13 protein-coding genes are annotated in these 14,776 nt (G+C 67.4%); 11 read left to right on the top strand and 2 right to left on the bottom strand.

Annotated elements, in window-relative coordinates; all coding sequences use genetic code 11:
- The first annotated feature begins 366 nt into the window (after positions 1-366).
- The 4 genes from AC1VXD_RS12440 (at position 367) to AC1VXD_RS12425 (ending at position 3,445) form a co-directional block, all read left to right on the top strand.
- Positions 367-1,461 (top strand): OmpA family protein, encoded by a 1,095-nt coding sequence (locus tag AC1VXD_RS12440; protein ID WP_481562128.1) that lies wholly within the window; start codon positions 367-369, stop codon positions 1,459-1,461.
- Positions 1,462-1,680: 219 nt separating this feature from the next.
- The gene (locus AC1VXD_RS12435) at positions 1,681-2,193 is read left to right on the top strand and encodes a hypothetical protein (protein ID WP_482992299.1); all 513 of its coding nucleotides are present in this window, start codon (positions 1,681-1,683) and stop codon (positions 2,191-2,193) included.
- A 20-nt stretch (positions 2,194-2,213) separates the two neighbouring features.
- Positions 2,214-3,023, top strand: a complete 810-nt coding sequence (locus AC1VXD_RS12430; RefSeq protein WP_482992298.1) for a pseudouridine synthase — start codon at positions 2,214-2,216, stop codon at positions 3,021-3,023.
- An 86-nt stretch (positions 3,024-3,109) separates the two neighbouring features.
- Positions 3,110-3,445 (top strand): hypothetical protein, encoded by a 336-nt coding sequence (locus tag AC1VXD_RS12425; RefSeq protein WP_150453301.1) that lies wholly within the window; start codon positions 3,110-3,112, stop codon positions 3,443-3,445.
- Between the two features lie 69 nt (positions 3,446-3,514).
- On the opposite strand, the gene kbl is transcribed toward AC1VXD_RS12425, so the two are convergent.
- Complete coding sequence (gene kbl / locus AC1VXD_RS12420) at positions 3,515-4,723, bottom strand: glycine C-acetyltransferase (RefSeq protein WP_482992297.1); 1,209 nt, start codon at positions 4,721-4,723, stop codon at positions 3,515-3,517.
- Between the two features lie 195 nt (positions 4,724-4,918).
- On the opposite strand from kbl, the gene AC1VXD_RS12415 reads away from it, so the two are divergent.
- Positions 4,919-5,614: a TorF family putative porin gene (locus tag AC1VXD_RS12415; RefSeq protein WP_482992296.1), complete on the top strand. Its 696-nt coding sequence runs from the start codon at positions 4,919-4,921 to the stop codon at positions 5,612-5,614.
- A 93-nt stretch (positions 5,615-5,707) separates the two neighbouring features.
- On the opposite strand, the gene tdh is transcribed toward AC1VXD_RS12415, so the two are convergent.
- Positions 5,708-6,730, bottom strand: coding sequence for an L-threonine 3-dehydrogenase (tdh, locus tag AC1VXD_RS12410; protein WP_482992310.1), 1,023 nt, complete (start codon positions 6,728-6,730; stop codon positions 5,708-5,710).
- Positions 6,731-6,946: 216 nt separating this feature from the next.
- Between tdh and AC1VXD_RS12405 the strand changes: the two genes are divergently transcribed.
- The 6 genes from AC1VXD_RS12405 to purF all read left to right on the top strand — a co-directional run bounded on the left by AC1VXD_RS12405 (position 6,947) and on the right by purF (position 14,773).
- Positions 6,947-9,109 (top strand): S46 family peptidase, encoded by a 2,163-nt coding sequence (locus tag AC1VXD_RS12405; RefSeq protein WP_482992295.1) that lies wholly within the window; start codon positions 6,947-6,949, stop codon positions 9,107-9,109.
- Between the two features lie 273 nt (positions 9,110-9,382).
- Positions 9,383-10,027, top strand: a complete 645-nt coding sequence (locus tag AC1VXD_RS12400) for a histidine phosphatase family protein (RefSeq protein WP_482992294.1) — start codon at positions 9,383-9,385, stop codon at positions 10,025-10,027.
- Positions 10,028-10,062: 35 nt separating this feature from the next.
- Positions 10,063-11,334, top strand: coding sequence for a bifunctional tetrahydrofolate synthase/dihydrofolate synthase (gene folC, locus AC1VXD_RS12395; RefSeq protein ID WP_482992293.1), 1,272 nt, complete (start codon positions 10,063-10,065; stop codon positions 11,332-11,334).
- Between the two features lie 79 nt (positions 11,335-11,413).
- Entirely contained in the window at positions 11,414-12,448 is a 1,035-nt protein-coding gene (locus AC1VXD_RS12390; protein WP_482992292.1) for an SPOR domain-containing protein, read from the top strand.
- A 46-nt stretch (positions 12,449-12,494) separates the two neighbouring features.
- Positions 12,495-13,247 carry a CvpA family protein gene (locus AC1VXD_RS12385; protein WP_482992291.1) on the top strand — a complete coding sequence of 251 codons (753 nt, stop codon included), beginning with the start codon at positions 12,495-12,497 and terminating at the stop codon, positions 13,245-13,247.
- A gap of 59 nt (positions 13,248-13,306) precedes the next feature.
- Entirely contained in the window at positions 13,307-14,773 is a 1,467-nt protein-coding gene (purF, locus tag AC1VXD_RS12380) for an amidophosphoribosyltransferase (protein WP_108767876.1), read from the top strand.
- The last annotated feature ends 3 nt before the right edge of the window (positions 14,774-14,776 follow it).

Here is a 14,776-nt window from a genome sequence, read left to right as displayed (position 1 = left end):
CGATTTCGCTACTTCCACCACCCGGGCACGCTTCCTGTCATAAGGTTCCTCACTTCAATGGGCGCACGCTGAATCCCGCCGCGAAGCCCTTCGCAGAACCTGTCGCGTTTCCCCCTTAATCCCCTCCAAACCCTTGTCGCACGGGGGTCTTGCGGATTTTCATGATCCTGTATAGGGTTTCAACGTCGGACCGGTGGCTGGTCGGCTGCGACGCTTCACATGTTACGGGACTGTTAACATGACCTTCACCCGCCTGAGCATAATGTTCGCGGCGGTGGCGTGCTGAATCGGCTGTCGAACATCGACGCAGTAGTGCTGGCCCATGCCTCTACCGGTTTCATACCCCCGAAATAGGAGCTGTACTCAATGAACAAGAAGATCCTTACTGCCGCGCTGCTGGGTGGTCTGGCTTTCGCCCAGGCTGCGTCCGCGCAGGAGTTCGATGACCGCTGGTACCTGACCGGTTCGGCCGGCTTCAACTTCCAGGACAGCGACCGTCTGACCAATGACGCTCCGTTCGTGACCCTGGGCCTGGGTAAGTTCATCAGCCCGAACTGGTCGCTGGACGGTGAGCTGAACTACCAGAACCCGAACTTCGACGCCAACCAGGACCTGAACTGGTCGCAGTACGGCGTGTCGTTCGACGTGCGTCGCCACTTCATTCAGGAAGGCCGCGGCTGGAATCCGTACATCGTCGGTGGCCTGGGCTACCAGAAGTCGGAAGAAGAGTACGCTGCCGTCAACAACAACGGCCCGCGTGAGCGCAAGGACGGCAACCTGTCGGCCAAGCTGGGCGTCGGCCTGCAGACCACCTTCGAAAAGCGCGTTGCTGTCCGCGCCGAAGTGGCCTACCGCGCTGACTTCGACGACCAGAGCGTTGCAGCTCCGAACGAAAGCTGGTTCGGCGACGTGCTGGCTTCGGTCGGCGTCGTGATCCCGCTGGGCCCGGCCCCGGTGGCCGCTGTTGCTCCGGCTCCGGCTCCGGTTGCCCCGAGCTGCGCCGACCTGGATGACGACGGTGACGGCGTCAACAACTGCGACGACAAGTGCCCGAACTCGCAGCCGGGTCAGACCATCGGTCCGGACGGTTGCCCGGTGCCGGTTTCGATCGACCTGAAGGGCGTGAACTTCGACTTCGACAAGTCGAACCTGCGTCCGGACGCTGTGGCCATCCTGTCGGAAGCTTCGGAAATCCTGAAGCGTTACCCGGACCTGCGCGTTGAAGTCGCCGGTCACACCGACTCGAAGGGTACCGACGCTTACAACCAGAAGCTGTCCGAGCGTCGCGCCACCGCCGTGTACAACTACCTGACCCAGAACGGTGTGGACGCTGGCCGTCTGCAGGGCCCGATCGGCTACGGCGAGAGCCGTCCGATTGCCCCGAACACCAACCCGGATGGTTCGGACAACCCGGAAGGTCGCGCCAAGAACCGTCGTACCGAGCTGAACGTCCAGAACTAAGTTCTGACGCTCCGCCAGTAAGACACAGCAGGACCCGGCTTCGGCCGGGTCTTGTTGTTTGTGGGCTCAGGAAACACGGCCGTCACGCGCTCTGAATGACCGTTCGTCGGCATTTTGCCCGCAAAACCAATGAGTTGCCGTATTCATTGAAAGTGGCGCTTGAAAGCTGTCGCGGCATTGCTAAACTCGCCGCGTCACTTCCTTTCGTGGATGCACCTCATGCTGCGCTCTGCATCGGCCGCCGTCCTGGCGCTGGCTCTGGTTCCCGTCGCCCACGCGGCGGTTGATTGCTCGGTCAACACCAGCGCCTCGCCGCTGCCCCTGCCGGCCACGGCCATTGCGCCGGTGGCCGATGAGCTGTACATCCGCGGCACCCAGCTGGGCATGTCCAGCGGCGTGCTGGGCAGCAGCTACGATCCCTCGCAGTCGCTGGACCAGGTGCTGCAGCGACTGCGCATCGATGGTTGCCAGAACATCGCCAACGCCATCCCCAGCGCACCGGCGGTCAAGCCGAACGATCCGGCGGCCTACAAGCCGCAGACCGAGTTCGACAACACGCCGTGGCGGTTTGACATGAGCCAGAACGGCAAGCGCATGACCGCCGAAGAGTTCGACGCCTGGATGAAGGCGCGCGGCGTACGCGTGGTCAAGGCGCGTCCGGCGCCGGCCGCTGCCGCTGCTCCGGCCACCACCGAAGCACCGGCTGAAACCAAGCCGGGCGAGAAGAAGTAGGCCGCGCGGGGAGCAGAGGCTTGCGCACGCGCCGCCCTCCTGCCACCCCCGCCGCCCGCTCCCACGCTCCGCGTGGGCGTGCGAAGCCCGCTGCCGCACCCGCCGGTGTCCGCCATGGCCTGGCGCGCGTGCTGTCCAAGGCGGGCGTCTGTTCGCGTACCGAAGCCGCGCGCTGGATTGCTGACGGTCGCGTGCGGGTGTCCGGGCGCATCGTCCGCGATCCCGAGTTCCCGATTGCGCAGCCGGTACCGCCCATCGAAGTGGACGGCCAGCCGCTGGGCGCGCCGCAGCGCCTGTACCTGATGCTCAACAAGCCCCGCGGGGTGGTGACCACCGCGCAGGATGAGCGTGGCCGCGACACCGTCTACCGGTGCTTCGATGGCGCTGGCCTGCCGTGGATCGCGCCGGTCGGGCGCCTGGACAAGGCCAGCGAAGGCCTGCTGCTGTTCAGCAACGACCCGCAGTGGGCCGCGCGCCTGGCCGATCCGCAGACCGGGCCGAACAAGACCTACCACGTACAGATCGACCGCCTGCCGGACGAGGCCACGCTGGCCGCGCTGCAGGCCGGTATCGACGACGAGGGCGAGTTCCTGGTCGCCCGGGCCGTGCGCGTGCTGCGCAGCGGCGACAAGACCGCATGGCTGGAGGTCGTCCTCGAAGAGGGGCGCAACCGCCATATCCGCCGCCTGTTGGCGGCCTTCGACCTGCAGGTGCTGCGCCTGGTCCGGGTTGCGATCGGCGGGCTGGCGCTCGGCGATCTCGGCAAGGGCCAGTGGCGGGTGCTGGAGGTCAGCGACCAGCAGCGGCTGGGGGCCGCTGCACCGGGCTGAAGTCCGGCCCACGGCTGGCAGCCGCCGGCCACCGTTCCAGGCGTAGGGGGCGCCTGGTTTTCGATTCATTTGAACGGAGCGTGCCCATGTACCCGACCCTCGACCGAACCCTGCGCTGCGCCGGCCTGCTGCTGCCGCTCGCACTGCTGACCGCCTGCGGCGGCCACAAGAAAGTGGCCAAGGCAGAAACCCCGGTGGAAACGCCGGTGGTGGAAGTGAAGACCCCGGAACTGGACGGCCGCGGCAGTTACCGCTTCATGATGAGCGACGGCGACCACAAGATGACCGCCGACGAGTTCGATGCCTGGATGAAGGCCAACGGCATCCGCGTGGCCAAGGGCAACGCGCAGGACGCCGCCGCCAAGCCGGTGGTGGTGGCCAGCAAGGACGAGCCCAAGGACAAGAAGAAAAAGAAGAAGTGACGCGCGTTGCGCGTCACGCCGGTAGCGCCGGGCCGTGCCCGGCACGCCATCAGCCCCCTTTTTGTCTTGTCAGCCCTTGATCACACCCAGTTCCAGGCCGATGCGGGTGAACGCATCGATGGCGCGGTCCAGGTGCGCACGCGTGTGCGCGGCGCTGATCTGGGTGCGGATGCGCGCCTGGCCCTTGGGCACCACCGGGAAGAAGAAGCCGATCGCGTAGATGCCTTCTTCCAGCAGGCGCTCGGCGAACTTCTGCGCGAGCGGGGCGTCGTACAGCATCACCGGGCTGATCGGGTGCACGCCCGGCTTAACGTCGAAACCCGCAGCGGTCATCTTCTCGCGGAAGTAAGCGGTGTTCTGCGCCAGGCTGTCGCGCAGGTCGTCAGCGGCGGCCAGCATCTCGAAGGCCTTGATGCCGGCGGCGACCACGTGCGGCGGCAGCGAGTTGGAGAACAGGTACGGGCGCGAGCGCTGGCGCAGCAGCTCGATCACTTCGGCGCTGGCGCAGGTGAAGCCGCCCAGCGCGCCGCCCATGGCCTTGCCCAGGGTGCCGGTGATGATGTCGATCTTCTCCAGCACACCCTTCACTTCGGCCGAGCCGCGGCCGCTGGCACCGAGCAAGCCGGTGGCATGGCATTCGTCGATGTGGACCAGCGCGTTGTACTTCTTCGCCAGCGCGGTGATCTCATCCAGCGGGGCGATGAAGCCGTCCATCGAGAACACGCCGTCGGTGGTGATCAGCTTGGTCTTGCAGCCGGCGGCATCGGCTGCCTGCAGCTGCGCCTCCAGGTCGGCCATGTCGCAGTTGGCGTAGCGGAAGCGCTTGGCCTTGCACAGGCGCACGCCGTCGATGATCGAGGCGTGGTTCAGCGCGTCGGAAATGATCGCGTCGTTCTCGCCGAGCAGCGGCTCGAACAGGCCTCCGTTGGCGTCGAAGCAGGCCGCGTACAGGATGGTGTCCTGCTTGCCGAAGAAGTCGGCGATCTGCTTTTCCAGCTGCTTGTGCAGGTCCTGGGTGCCGCAGATGAAGCGCACCGAGGCCATGCCGAAGCCGTGGGTGTCCAGGGCGTCCTTGGCCGCCTGGATCAGGTCCGGGTGGTCGGCCAGGCCCAGGTAGTTGTTGGCGCAGAAGTTGAGCACGGTTCGGCCATCGTCGAGGGTGATCTCGGCCGACTGCGGGCTGGTGATGATCCGCTCGGACTTGAACAGGCCCTGGGCGCGGATGGCGTCCAGTTCCTCGGCGTAGTGGCGGGTCAGGGCAGAGGAGGTCTCGGTCATGGCGTGGGCACGGCTCAGCACGGGAAACCGCTGATTCTACCGGGCAACGGTGGCCGGCAGCCGCCTGCGGCGGGCCATCGCCGTGGCCGGCACATGTTGCATCGCAATATCAAACAGGTTAAAAAACCGTGAACCGGTAGCGATTCCGCCGGCCACGCCACCCGCCGCCCCCGCCACCGCCATCCGGAGATGCACATGAAGCCTGCCCGCAGCTGCCTCGCCCTCGCCGCCGCCCTCTGTCTCGCGCCCTTCGCCGCCAGTGCCCAGGATGAGGCCGCATCGCCGTACAGCTGGAACGTGACCGGCGTGTCCGACTACGTGTTCCGTGGCGTCTCCCAGACCGACGAAGATCCCACCCTGCAGGCCGGCTTCACCTATACCAGCCCGGTTGGACTTTACGCCGGCGTGTGGGGATCGGGTGTCGATTTCGGGCCGGGCGACCCGAGCGTCGAGCTGGACTACCTGATCGGCTACGGCTTCGACGTCAGCGACAAGGTCAACTTCGACCTGCTGCTCAACCGCTACACCTACCCCGGTGCCAGCGAACTGAACTACAACGAGCTGATCACCACCACCACGTTTGCCGAGCAGTACAAGCTCACCGTGGCCTACACCAACGACCTGTCCGGTTCGGATACCAAGAGCTGGTATTACGCCGTCGGCGGGGAGTGGGGCCTGCCGCAGGACTTCACGCTGAGCGCCAACGTCGGCCGCACCACGCTTGAAACGGCTTACGGCAAGGATTACACCGATTTCAACGTCGGCGTATCCCGCCAGTTCGGCATGTTCAACCTGGGCGTGGCCTACCACGGCACCGATGGCGCAGGTCGCGACAACAACGGCAAGCTGGCCGACAACCGCGTCGTGCTGACCGTCGCGATCGGTAACTGATCCGACGCTGCTGTTGCCCACGAAAAAGGCGCCCGATGGGCGCCTTTTTCTTTCCCGCAACGCCGGGCATGGCCCGGCGCTACCGTATGCCGGTCAGTTCCAGCTCAGGACCACTTTGCCGGCCTTGCCTTCTTCCATCAGGTCGAAGCCCTTCTGGAAATCGTCGATCGGCAGCTGGTGGGTCATCACCTTGCCCAGCGGGAAGCCGGAGAGCACCAGCTGGGTCATCTTGTACCAGGTCTCGTACATCTTGCGGCCGTAGATGCCCTGCACGGTCAGGCCCTTGAAGATGATCTTGTCCCAGTCGCAGCCAGCGCCCTTGGGCATGATGCCGAGCATGGCGATCTTGCCGCCGTGGTACATGCAGTCGAGCATGTCGTTGAAGGCGCGCGGGTTGCCGCTCATTTCCAGGCCCACGTCGAAGCCCTCCATGTGCAGTTCCTTCATCACGTCCTTCAGCGACTGGTTGGCGACGTTGACCACGCGGGTGGCACCCATGTCGGCCGCCAGCTTCAGGCGGAAGTCGTTGACGTCGGTGACCACCACGTTGCGCGCACCGATGTGCTTGCAGATGCCGGCGGCGATGATGCCGATCGGGCCTGCACCGGTGATCAGCACGTCCTCGCCGATGACGTCGAACTCCAGTGCGCAGTGCGCGGCATTGCCGTACGGGTCGAAGAAGGCGGCCAGCTCGGAGGGGATCTGGTCGGGGATCGGCCACAGGTTGCTGGCCGGCATCACCATGTATTCGGCGAAGGCACCGTTGACGTTGACGCCGATGCCGACGGTGTTCGGGCACAGGTGCGGGCGGCCGCCGCGGCAGTTGCGGCAGTGGCCGCAGACGATGTGGCCTTCGGCCGAGACGCGCTGGCCGATGTCATAGCCGGTGACCGCCGAGCCGAGTGCGGCGACGCGGCCGACGAACTCGTGGCCGATGGTCAGGCCCGGCTTGATGGTGCGCTGGCTCCACTCGTCCCACAGGTAGATGTGCAGGTCGGTACCGCAGATGGCGGTCTTTTCCAGCTTGATCAGGACCTCGTTCGGACCCGGGGCCGGCACCGGAACCTCTTCGAGCCAGATGCCCTTGGCTGCTTCGCGCTTGACCAGGGCCTTCATCGTTTGCTGCGCCATCGGGTGGAACTCATCAGGGGGAAAACGCGGATTATAGAGGGCTGCGCGGAATTCCCATGTTGCGCTGCGGGTGCTTTGGGGCTCCCGGTAGCGCCGGGCCGTGCCCGGCGGAGGCCAGTGGGGCGGCCCATGACTTCCGGGGATCGGGGCGGGACAGGGGGCTGGGCTACACTCGGCGGTTCTTTCACCAGGGGCCGCTCCATGCGCTCGAACCTGCTTGCATTCTCCGTCGTCGCCAGCCTCGGGCTGGTCCAGGTCGCCCATGCCGCCGAAGGCATGTGGGTGCCGCAGCAGCTGCCGGAAATCGCCGGCCCGCTGCAGAAGGCCGGCCTGAAGCTGTCCCCTGAACAGCTGGCCGACCTGACCGGCGACCCGATGGGCGCGGTGGTCGCGCTCGGCGGCTGCACCGCCAGCTTCGTGTCCCCGCAGGGCCTGGTGGTCACCAACCACCACTGTGCCTACGGCGCCATCCAGCTGAACTCGACCGCGCAGAAGAACCTGATCAAGGACGGCTTCAACGCGCCCACGCTCAGCGACGAACTGAGCGCCGGCCCGAACGCCCGCGTGTTCGTGCTCGACCAGATCACCGACGTCACCGCCCAGGCCAAGGCTGCCATCGCTGCCGCCGGCAAGGATCCGCTGGCCCGCAGCCGCGCCCTGGATGCCTTCGACAAGGCACAGGTCGCCGCCTGTGAAGCCGATGCCGGCTTCCGCTGCCGCCTGTACTCGTTCAGCGGCGGCAACACCTACCGCCTGTTCCGCAACATGGAAATCAAGGACGTGCGCCTGGTCTACGCGCCCCCGGGCAGCGTCGGCAAGTTCGGTGGCGACATCGACAACTGGATGTGGCCGCGCCACACCGGCGATTTCTCGTTCTACCGCGCCTATGTCGGCAAGGACGGCAAGCCGGCGGCATTCTCGGCCGACAACGTGCCCTACCAGCCCAAGCACTTCCTGAAGTTCGCCGACCAGCCGCTGGGTGCCGACGACTTCGTGATGGTGGCCGGCTACCCGGGCCGCACCAACCGCTACGCCCTGGCCGGTGAGTTCAACGAGACCGCCAGCTTTACCTACCCGACCATCGCCCGCCACTACAACGCGGTGCTGAAGATGATCGACGAGGCCGGCAAGGCCGACCCGGACGTGAAGGTGAAGTACGCCGCCACCGCCGCCAGCATGAACAACGTGGCCAAGAATTACCTGGGCCAGCTGGAAGGCTTCAAGCGCATCGACGCGGCCGGCCAGAAGCAGGCCGAAGAAGCCGCCGTGCTGGCCTGGCTGAGGAAGCAGGGTGCCGCCGGCAAGCCGGCCCTGGCCGCGCACGCGCAGCTGCTCAAGCACCTGGACACCAGCAAGGCCACGCGTGAGCGCGACCTGTTCGTGTCGCAGTTCAACAACACCTCGGCCGTCAGCGCCGCCATCACCCTGTACCGCCTGTCGATCGAGCGCAGCAAGCCGGACGCCGAACGCGAAGCCGGCTACCAGCAGCGCGACCTGACCACCATCGAAGGTGGCCTGAAGCAGATGGACCGCCGCTACGTGGCGAAGATGGACCAGCAGCTGCAGACCTACTGGCTGGACCAGTACGTGGCCCTGCCGGCCGCGCAGCGTGACAACGAAGTCCTGAACACGTGGCTGGGTGGCAGCGACGAGGCCGCCGTGAAGTCGCTGGTCGGCAAGCTGTCGGGCACCCAGCTGGGCAGCCTCGATACGCGCCTGAAGTGGTTCACCGCCGACCGTGCCGCCTTCGAAGCCAGTACCGATCCGGCCATCCGGTACGCCGTGGCCGTCATGCCGGCGCTGCTGAAGCAGGAAGAACAGCGCAAGATCCGCGAAGGCGAATCGCTGACCGCCCGTCCGCTGTACCTGCAGGCCGTGGCCGACTACAAGAAGAGCCAGGGCGAGTTCGTCTACCCGGACGCCAACCTGTCGCTGCGCATCACCTTCGGCAACGTCATGGGCTATGCCAAGGACGGCGTGCAGTACACCCCGTTCACCACCCTGGAAGGCGTCGCCGCCAAGGAAACCGGGGAAGATCCGTTCGATTCGCCGAAGGCGCTGCTCGATGCGGTCAAGGCCAAGCGTTACGGCGGCCTGGAAGACAAGCGCATTGGCTCGGTGCCGGTGAACTTCCTGTCCAACCTGGACATCACCGGCGGCAACTCCGGTTCGCCGGTGCTGGACGCGCACGGCAAGCTGGTCGGCCTGGCCTTCGACGGCAACTGGGAATCGGTCAGCTCCAACTGGGTGTTCGACCCGGTGATGACCCGCATGATCGCCGTGGACAGCCGCTACATGCAGTGGATCATGCAGGAAGTGGCGCCGGCGCCGCAGCTGCTGAAGGAACTGAACCTGGCGAAGTAAGGTAGTGCCGGCCGCTGGCCGGCAACGCCACCGGGCGGAGCATCCACGCATGGCGTGGATCTACTGACCGGGCCGAACCGGGCGGAGCATCCACGCATGGCGTGGATCTACTGGCGCAATCGGTGTTCAAACCTGAAGCCCCGCGACCCTGGTCGCGGGGTTTTTTCATGCCCCGACCGGCCCGGTCCGCCGAACAGGTATCATCCCTGTTCCGCGTACTTCACAGGATGTGAACGAGCGTGGACTCCTCCTCCCCCAGGACCCCTTGTTCGCATGCGCATCCTGCTTGCCCGTCACGGCGAAACGCCGTGGAACGCCGAAGGCCGCTACCAGGGCCAGATCGACATCCCGCTTTCGCCCATCGGCGAAGCCCAGGCCCAGGCTTTGGGCGCCCGTCTCGCCTCGGTGGACATCACCCGTGCGGTGGCCTCGCCGCTGTCGCGCGCCCAGCTGACCGCCCAGCTCGCCCTCGGTGCCGACCGCGCCGCCATGCTGCAGACCGAACCGGAACTGCAGGAAATCGCCCACGGTGAGTGGGAAGGCCTGCTGGCCAGCGAGATCAATGAAAAAGACCCGTCGCGCCTGAAGGCCTGGCGCGAGGAACCCGATACCGTGCTGATGCCCGGCGGCGAATCGCTGCGCCTGGTGCTCGAGCGCAGCTGGCGTGGCCTGGCGCGTGCCGCCGAAGGCCTCGGCGAGCACGACACCCTGCTGGTGGTCGCCCATGACGCGGTCAACCGGGTGATCCTGTGCAAGGTGCTCGGCCTGCCGATTTCCCGCCTGTGGACCTTCCGCCAGGCGCCGACCACCCTGAACCTGCTCGAAGGCCCCGACCTGGACAACCTGGAAGTGGTGCGCCTGAACGACTGCGCCCACCACACGCCGTTCTTCGGCGAAGCCAAGCACCGCGCCCTCTGATTCCCGAACCACCTGCTTCTGCTGGAACCGCTGCCGTGACGAACACCCCGACCACCCTGGCCGACTGGCTGGACTACATTGAACGCCAGCACCCGGCGACCATCGACATGGGCCTGGAGCGCGTGCGCGCAGTGGCCACGGCAATGGGCCTGGGCGCGCCGGCCGGGCACACCATCGTGGTCGGTGGCACCAACGGCAAGGGCTCCACGGTTGCTTTCATCGAGGCCATCGGCCGTGCCGCCGGCTGGAAGGTCGGCGCGTACACCTCGCCGCACCTGCTGCGCTACAACGAGCGGGTGCGCATCGATGGCCAGGACGTGGACGACGCCGCGCTGGTCGCGGCGTTCAACACGGTGGAAGCGGCGCGCGGTGACATCACCCTGACCTATTTCGAGTACGGCACGCTGGCCGCGCTGCAGCTGTTCGCCGATGCCGGGCTGGACCTGGCCGTGCTCGAAGTGGGCCTGGGCGGCCGCCTGGATGCGGTCAACATCATCGATGCCGACGTCTCGGTCATCACCACCGTGGATATCGACCATGCCGAGTGGCTGGGCGAGGACCGCGAGGCGATCGGCACCGAGAAGGCCGGCATCATCCGCGGCTGGAAGCCGGTGATCCTGGGCGAGACCGATCCGCCGTCCAGCGTGCTGGCACGCGCCTACCTGGTGGGCGCCAATGCCATCCGCGGCGGCAGTGACTATTTCTACGAGCCGATCGACGCCCAGCGCTGGCGCTGGCGCGATGTCGGCCTGCGCATGGAACTGCCGACCCCGGCCCTGGCCGGCCCGATCCAGCTGGCCAATGCCGGTGCTGCCATTGCCGCGCTGCGCGCGCTGGACAAGCCGGTGCCGCGTGCCGCCTGGGCCGCGGGCATCGCTGCCGCGCGCATTGCCGGCCGCATGCAGGCCTTCGAGCGCGACGGCGTGCAGATCCGCGTGGACGTCGGCCACAACCCGCAGGCCGCCGGCCAGCTGGCGCGCGCGCTGAACGCCGCAGTGGCGCCCGGCCGCACCCTGGCGGTGTACGCGGCGCTGCAGGACAAGGACGCCGTTGGCGTGGTGCAGGCGCTGCAGGACAGCGTCGCGCAGTGGACCCTGGCCGGCCTTGAAGGGCCGCGTGGACAGACCGCGCAGCAGCTGCAGGCGCGCCTGGCCGATACGCCGGCCGCCACCGCCACACTGGCCGACAGCGTCGAACAGGCGCTGCAGCAGGTGCTGGCCCAGGCCGGGCGCGGTGACCGGGTGCTGGTGTTCGGCTCGTTCCACACCGCTGCCGCCGCGCTGCAGTGGCTGCAGGACCGTTCCTGATCCGCGTTCAGCCAGCGCCGACGCCGTCTGCTCCGGCACCCGTATAATCGACCCTTCTCCGCCCTGTCGCCTGCCTCACGTGGATACGCCTCTGAAACAGCGTCTGATTGGTGCCATCGTCCTGGTGGCCTTGGCCGTGATTTTCCTGCCGATGCTGGTCAAGGGGCCTGCCCCGGACAGTGGCGTGGCCAATGTGCCGATCGCCGCGCCCGACGCGCCGGGCGATGGCCAGTTCGAAACCCGTGAGCTGCCGCTGGTCGCCCCGGCCGGTGGCGCCACCGGCCTGCAGAGTGGCCAGGCCAAGCCGGTCGAGGAGGCTGCCGCGCCGGCCACCCCGCCCACCGTCGATACCTCGCCGGCTGTCGCTGCCGGCAATTACGCAGTCACCTTCGGTGCTTACGGCAGCCAGGCCGATGCCGATGCCGTCATCGCCTACCTGAAGCGTTCGCAGCTGCCGGGCTTCACCGAAACCGCATCGATCAATGGCCGCCCGGCCTGGCGCGTGCGCGTGGGGCCGTATGCCGACCGCGCGCAGGCCGAAGCCGCACGCCTGCAGGCCGTCAAGGTCCGTGGTGACGTAAAGGCCGAAGTGATCACCCTGGACGCCAGCGCCGCGCCGTCTTCGGCCGTGGCCGCCACCCCGGCCGCACCCAGCGCCAGCACCCCGGTCGCTGCGCCGTCGCCGACGGCTGCCGGCAACCCGGTGCGTAGCGAGAGCCTGCCGGCCAGCACCCCGACCGCCGCAGCGCCGCCGGTCGCCAAGCCGGAAGCACCCAAGCCGCAGCCCAAGCCGGAACCGGCCAAGCCGCAGCCCAAGCCGGAAGCCACGGCCAGCAAGCCCGAGGCCCCGGCCACGCCGGCCGCCCCGGCTGCCAGCAGTGTCGGCTTCGCCGTGCAGCTGGGCGCGTTCGGCCAGGCCAACGATGCCAACGCGCTGCGCGACAAGGTCCGCGCCGCCGGTTTCAGCGCCTTCGTCGAGCAGGTCCGTACCGAGAAGGGCACCCTGCACCGCGTGCGGGTCGGGCCGGTGGCCAACCGCGCCGACGCCGAACAGCTGAAGGCGCAGGTCGCCGCCAAGGTCGGCGTGGCCGGCATGGTGCGACCACACCCATGACCTGCCCGCAGCCCCGTTGCCAGCGCCGCCGAAGGAGCGGGGCGCCATGATCGACGTGGTGCTGCTGTTCGTGATTGCCGCCTCGGCCCTGCTCGGCTTGCTGCGCGGCTTCGTGAGCATCGTCATCGGCACCGTCTCGTGGCTGGTCGCCGCCTGGGCGGCCTTTGCCTTCGGCAGTGATGCCGCGCGCTGGTGGTCGGCCCCGGCCGCACCGGGCGGCGAGCACTTCATCGGTGGCTACCTGGGCGTCGGCATCGGCGTGATGCTGGTGGTTGCGGTCATCGGCATGGTCATCAAGCACATCGTCCACCGCAACATGCTGGGCAGCCTGGACCGCCTGCTGGGCGGGGTGCTGGGCACCGTGCGCGGCGGGCTGATCGCGGCCATCCTGTTGCTGCTGGGCAGCTTCACCCCGTTGACCGCCGAGCCGTCCTGGCGCAACTCCAGCCTGCGCGCGGTGCTGAACCCGGCCGTGGCCTGGATGAACAGCAAGCTGCCGCAGTGGGAGGTACCGGGCGCCGATCTGCTGCCCAAGGCCTTGCCAGTGGACACTTTGTCCCCATCTGCGTTGATGGAAATGGGCAAGAACGCGGGCGCCGGGTTGGGCAAGCCGGGCGCGACAGGCGATAATGGCATCCTCAACCAGGTAGTGGCGGGCAGCGGATGGCTGCGGCCTGCGAAAGCGGAACAGGGCAGCGAACATGATCCGGCCGAAGTGCGCCCGGATGCCCCAGCACTGCCAGGCAACATCGAGCCGGACGATCCGGCCAACGTCGACCGCAGGCGCGGCGATCACTGAAGGCCAGGCATGGCCACCTTCCCTGTAACTGGGCGCATGCCCAGCGGAGACCTCGCACCATGTGTGGCATCGTCGGAATCGTCGGCAACCAGAACGTCGCCGGGCAGTTGTATGACGGCTTGACCGTCCTCCAGCATCGCGGCCAGGACGCGGCAGGCATCGCCACCGCCAGCGGCAGCCGCCTGCGGGTACAGAAGGCCACCGGCCTGGTCCGCGACGTGTTCGACGCCCGCACCATGTCCACCCTGGAAGGCAACATCGGCATCGCCCACGTGCGTTACCCGACTGCCGGTTCGGAAGGCATGGACGAGGCCCAGCCGTTTTACGTCAATTCGCCGTACGGCATCGCGCTGGCCCACAACGGCAACCTGATCAACACCGAGGACCTGCGTCGCCAGGTGTTCGAGCAGGACCGCCGCAACGTCAACACCGATTCGGACAGCGAAGTGCTGCTGAACGTGTTCGCCTACGAACTGGAGCAGCAGCGCCAGCTCAGCCCGGAAGCGGCCATCCGCGCCGTGGCCGGCGTGCACCGCCGCTGCAAGGGCGGCTACGCGGTGGTCAGCGTGGTGCTGGGCCTGGGCCTGGTCGCCTTCCGCGATCCGCATGGCATCCGTCCGCTGGTGCTGGGCAAGCGCAGCCACGCCGAAGGTGACGAGTACATCGTGGCCTCCGAATCGGCGGCGCTGGACGTGCTGGGCTTCCAGCGCGTGCGCGACGTGCAGCCGGGCGAGGCGCTGGTGATCACCGCGCGTGGCGAACTGTTCTCGGAGATCTGCGCCGAGCCGGCCGAGCACACCCCGTGCATCTTCGAGTACGTGTACTTCGCGCGCCCCGATTCGATGATCGACAACGTGTCGGTGCACAAGGCGCGCATGCGCATGGGCATCAAGCTGGGCGAGAAGATCCTGCGCCTGCGCCCGGACCACGACATCGACACGATCATCCCGATCCCGGACACCTCCCGCGATGCCGCGCTGGAAATCTCCAACGTGCTCGGCGTGAAGTACCGCGAAGGCTTCATCAAGAACCGCTACATCGGCCGCACCTTCATCATGCCGGGGCAGGGTGAGCGGGTGAAGTCGGTGCGCCGCAAGCTCAACCCGATCCACCTTGAGTTCCGCAACCGCGTGGTGCTGCTGGTGGACGACTCGATCGTGCGCGGCACCACCAGCCAGCAGATCGTGCAGATGGCCCGTGACGCGGGCGCGCGCAAGGTCTACCTGGCCAGCGCTGCACCGCCGGTGCGTTTCCCGAACATCTACGGCATCGACATGCCGGCGGCCGAGGAACTGGTCGCGCACAACCGCACGGTGGAAGAGATCGAAGCCCACCTGGGCTGCGACTGGCTGATCTACCAGGACATCGAGGACATGGAAGCGGCGGTGAGCGAAGGCAACACGGCGCTGCGCAGCTTCGATTCGTCGTGCTTCAACGGCCATTACCCGACGGGCATCGAGCCGGGCTACTTCGAGCGCATCCAGCAGCTGCGTTCGGACGACGCCAAGCACAAGCGCCGCGCCTGAGGC

Source organism: Stenotrophomonas sp. STEN054, from assembly GCF_056854535.1.
Note: the sequence above shows the minus strand (reverse complement) of the source record. Positions and strands in the feature narration are given on the sequence as shown.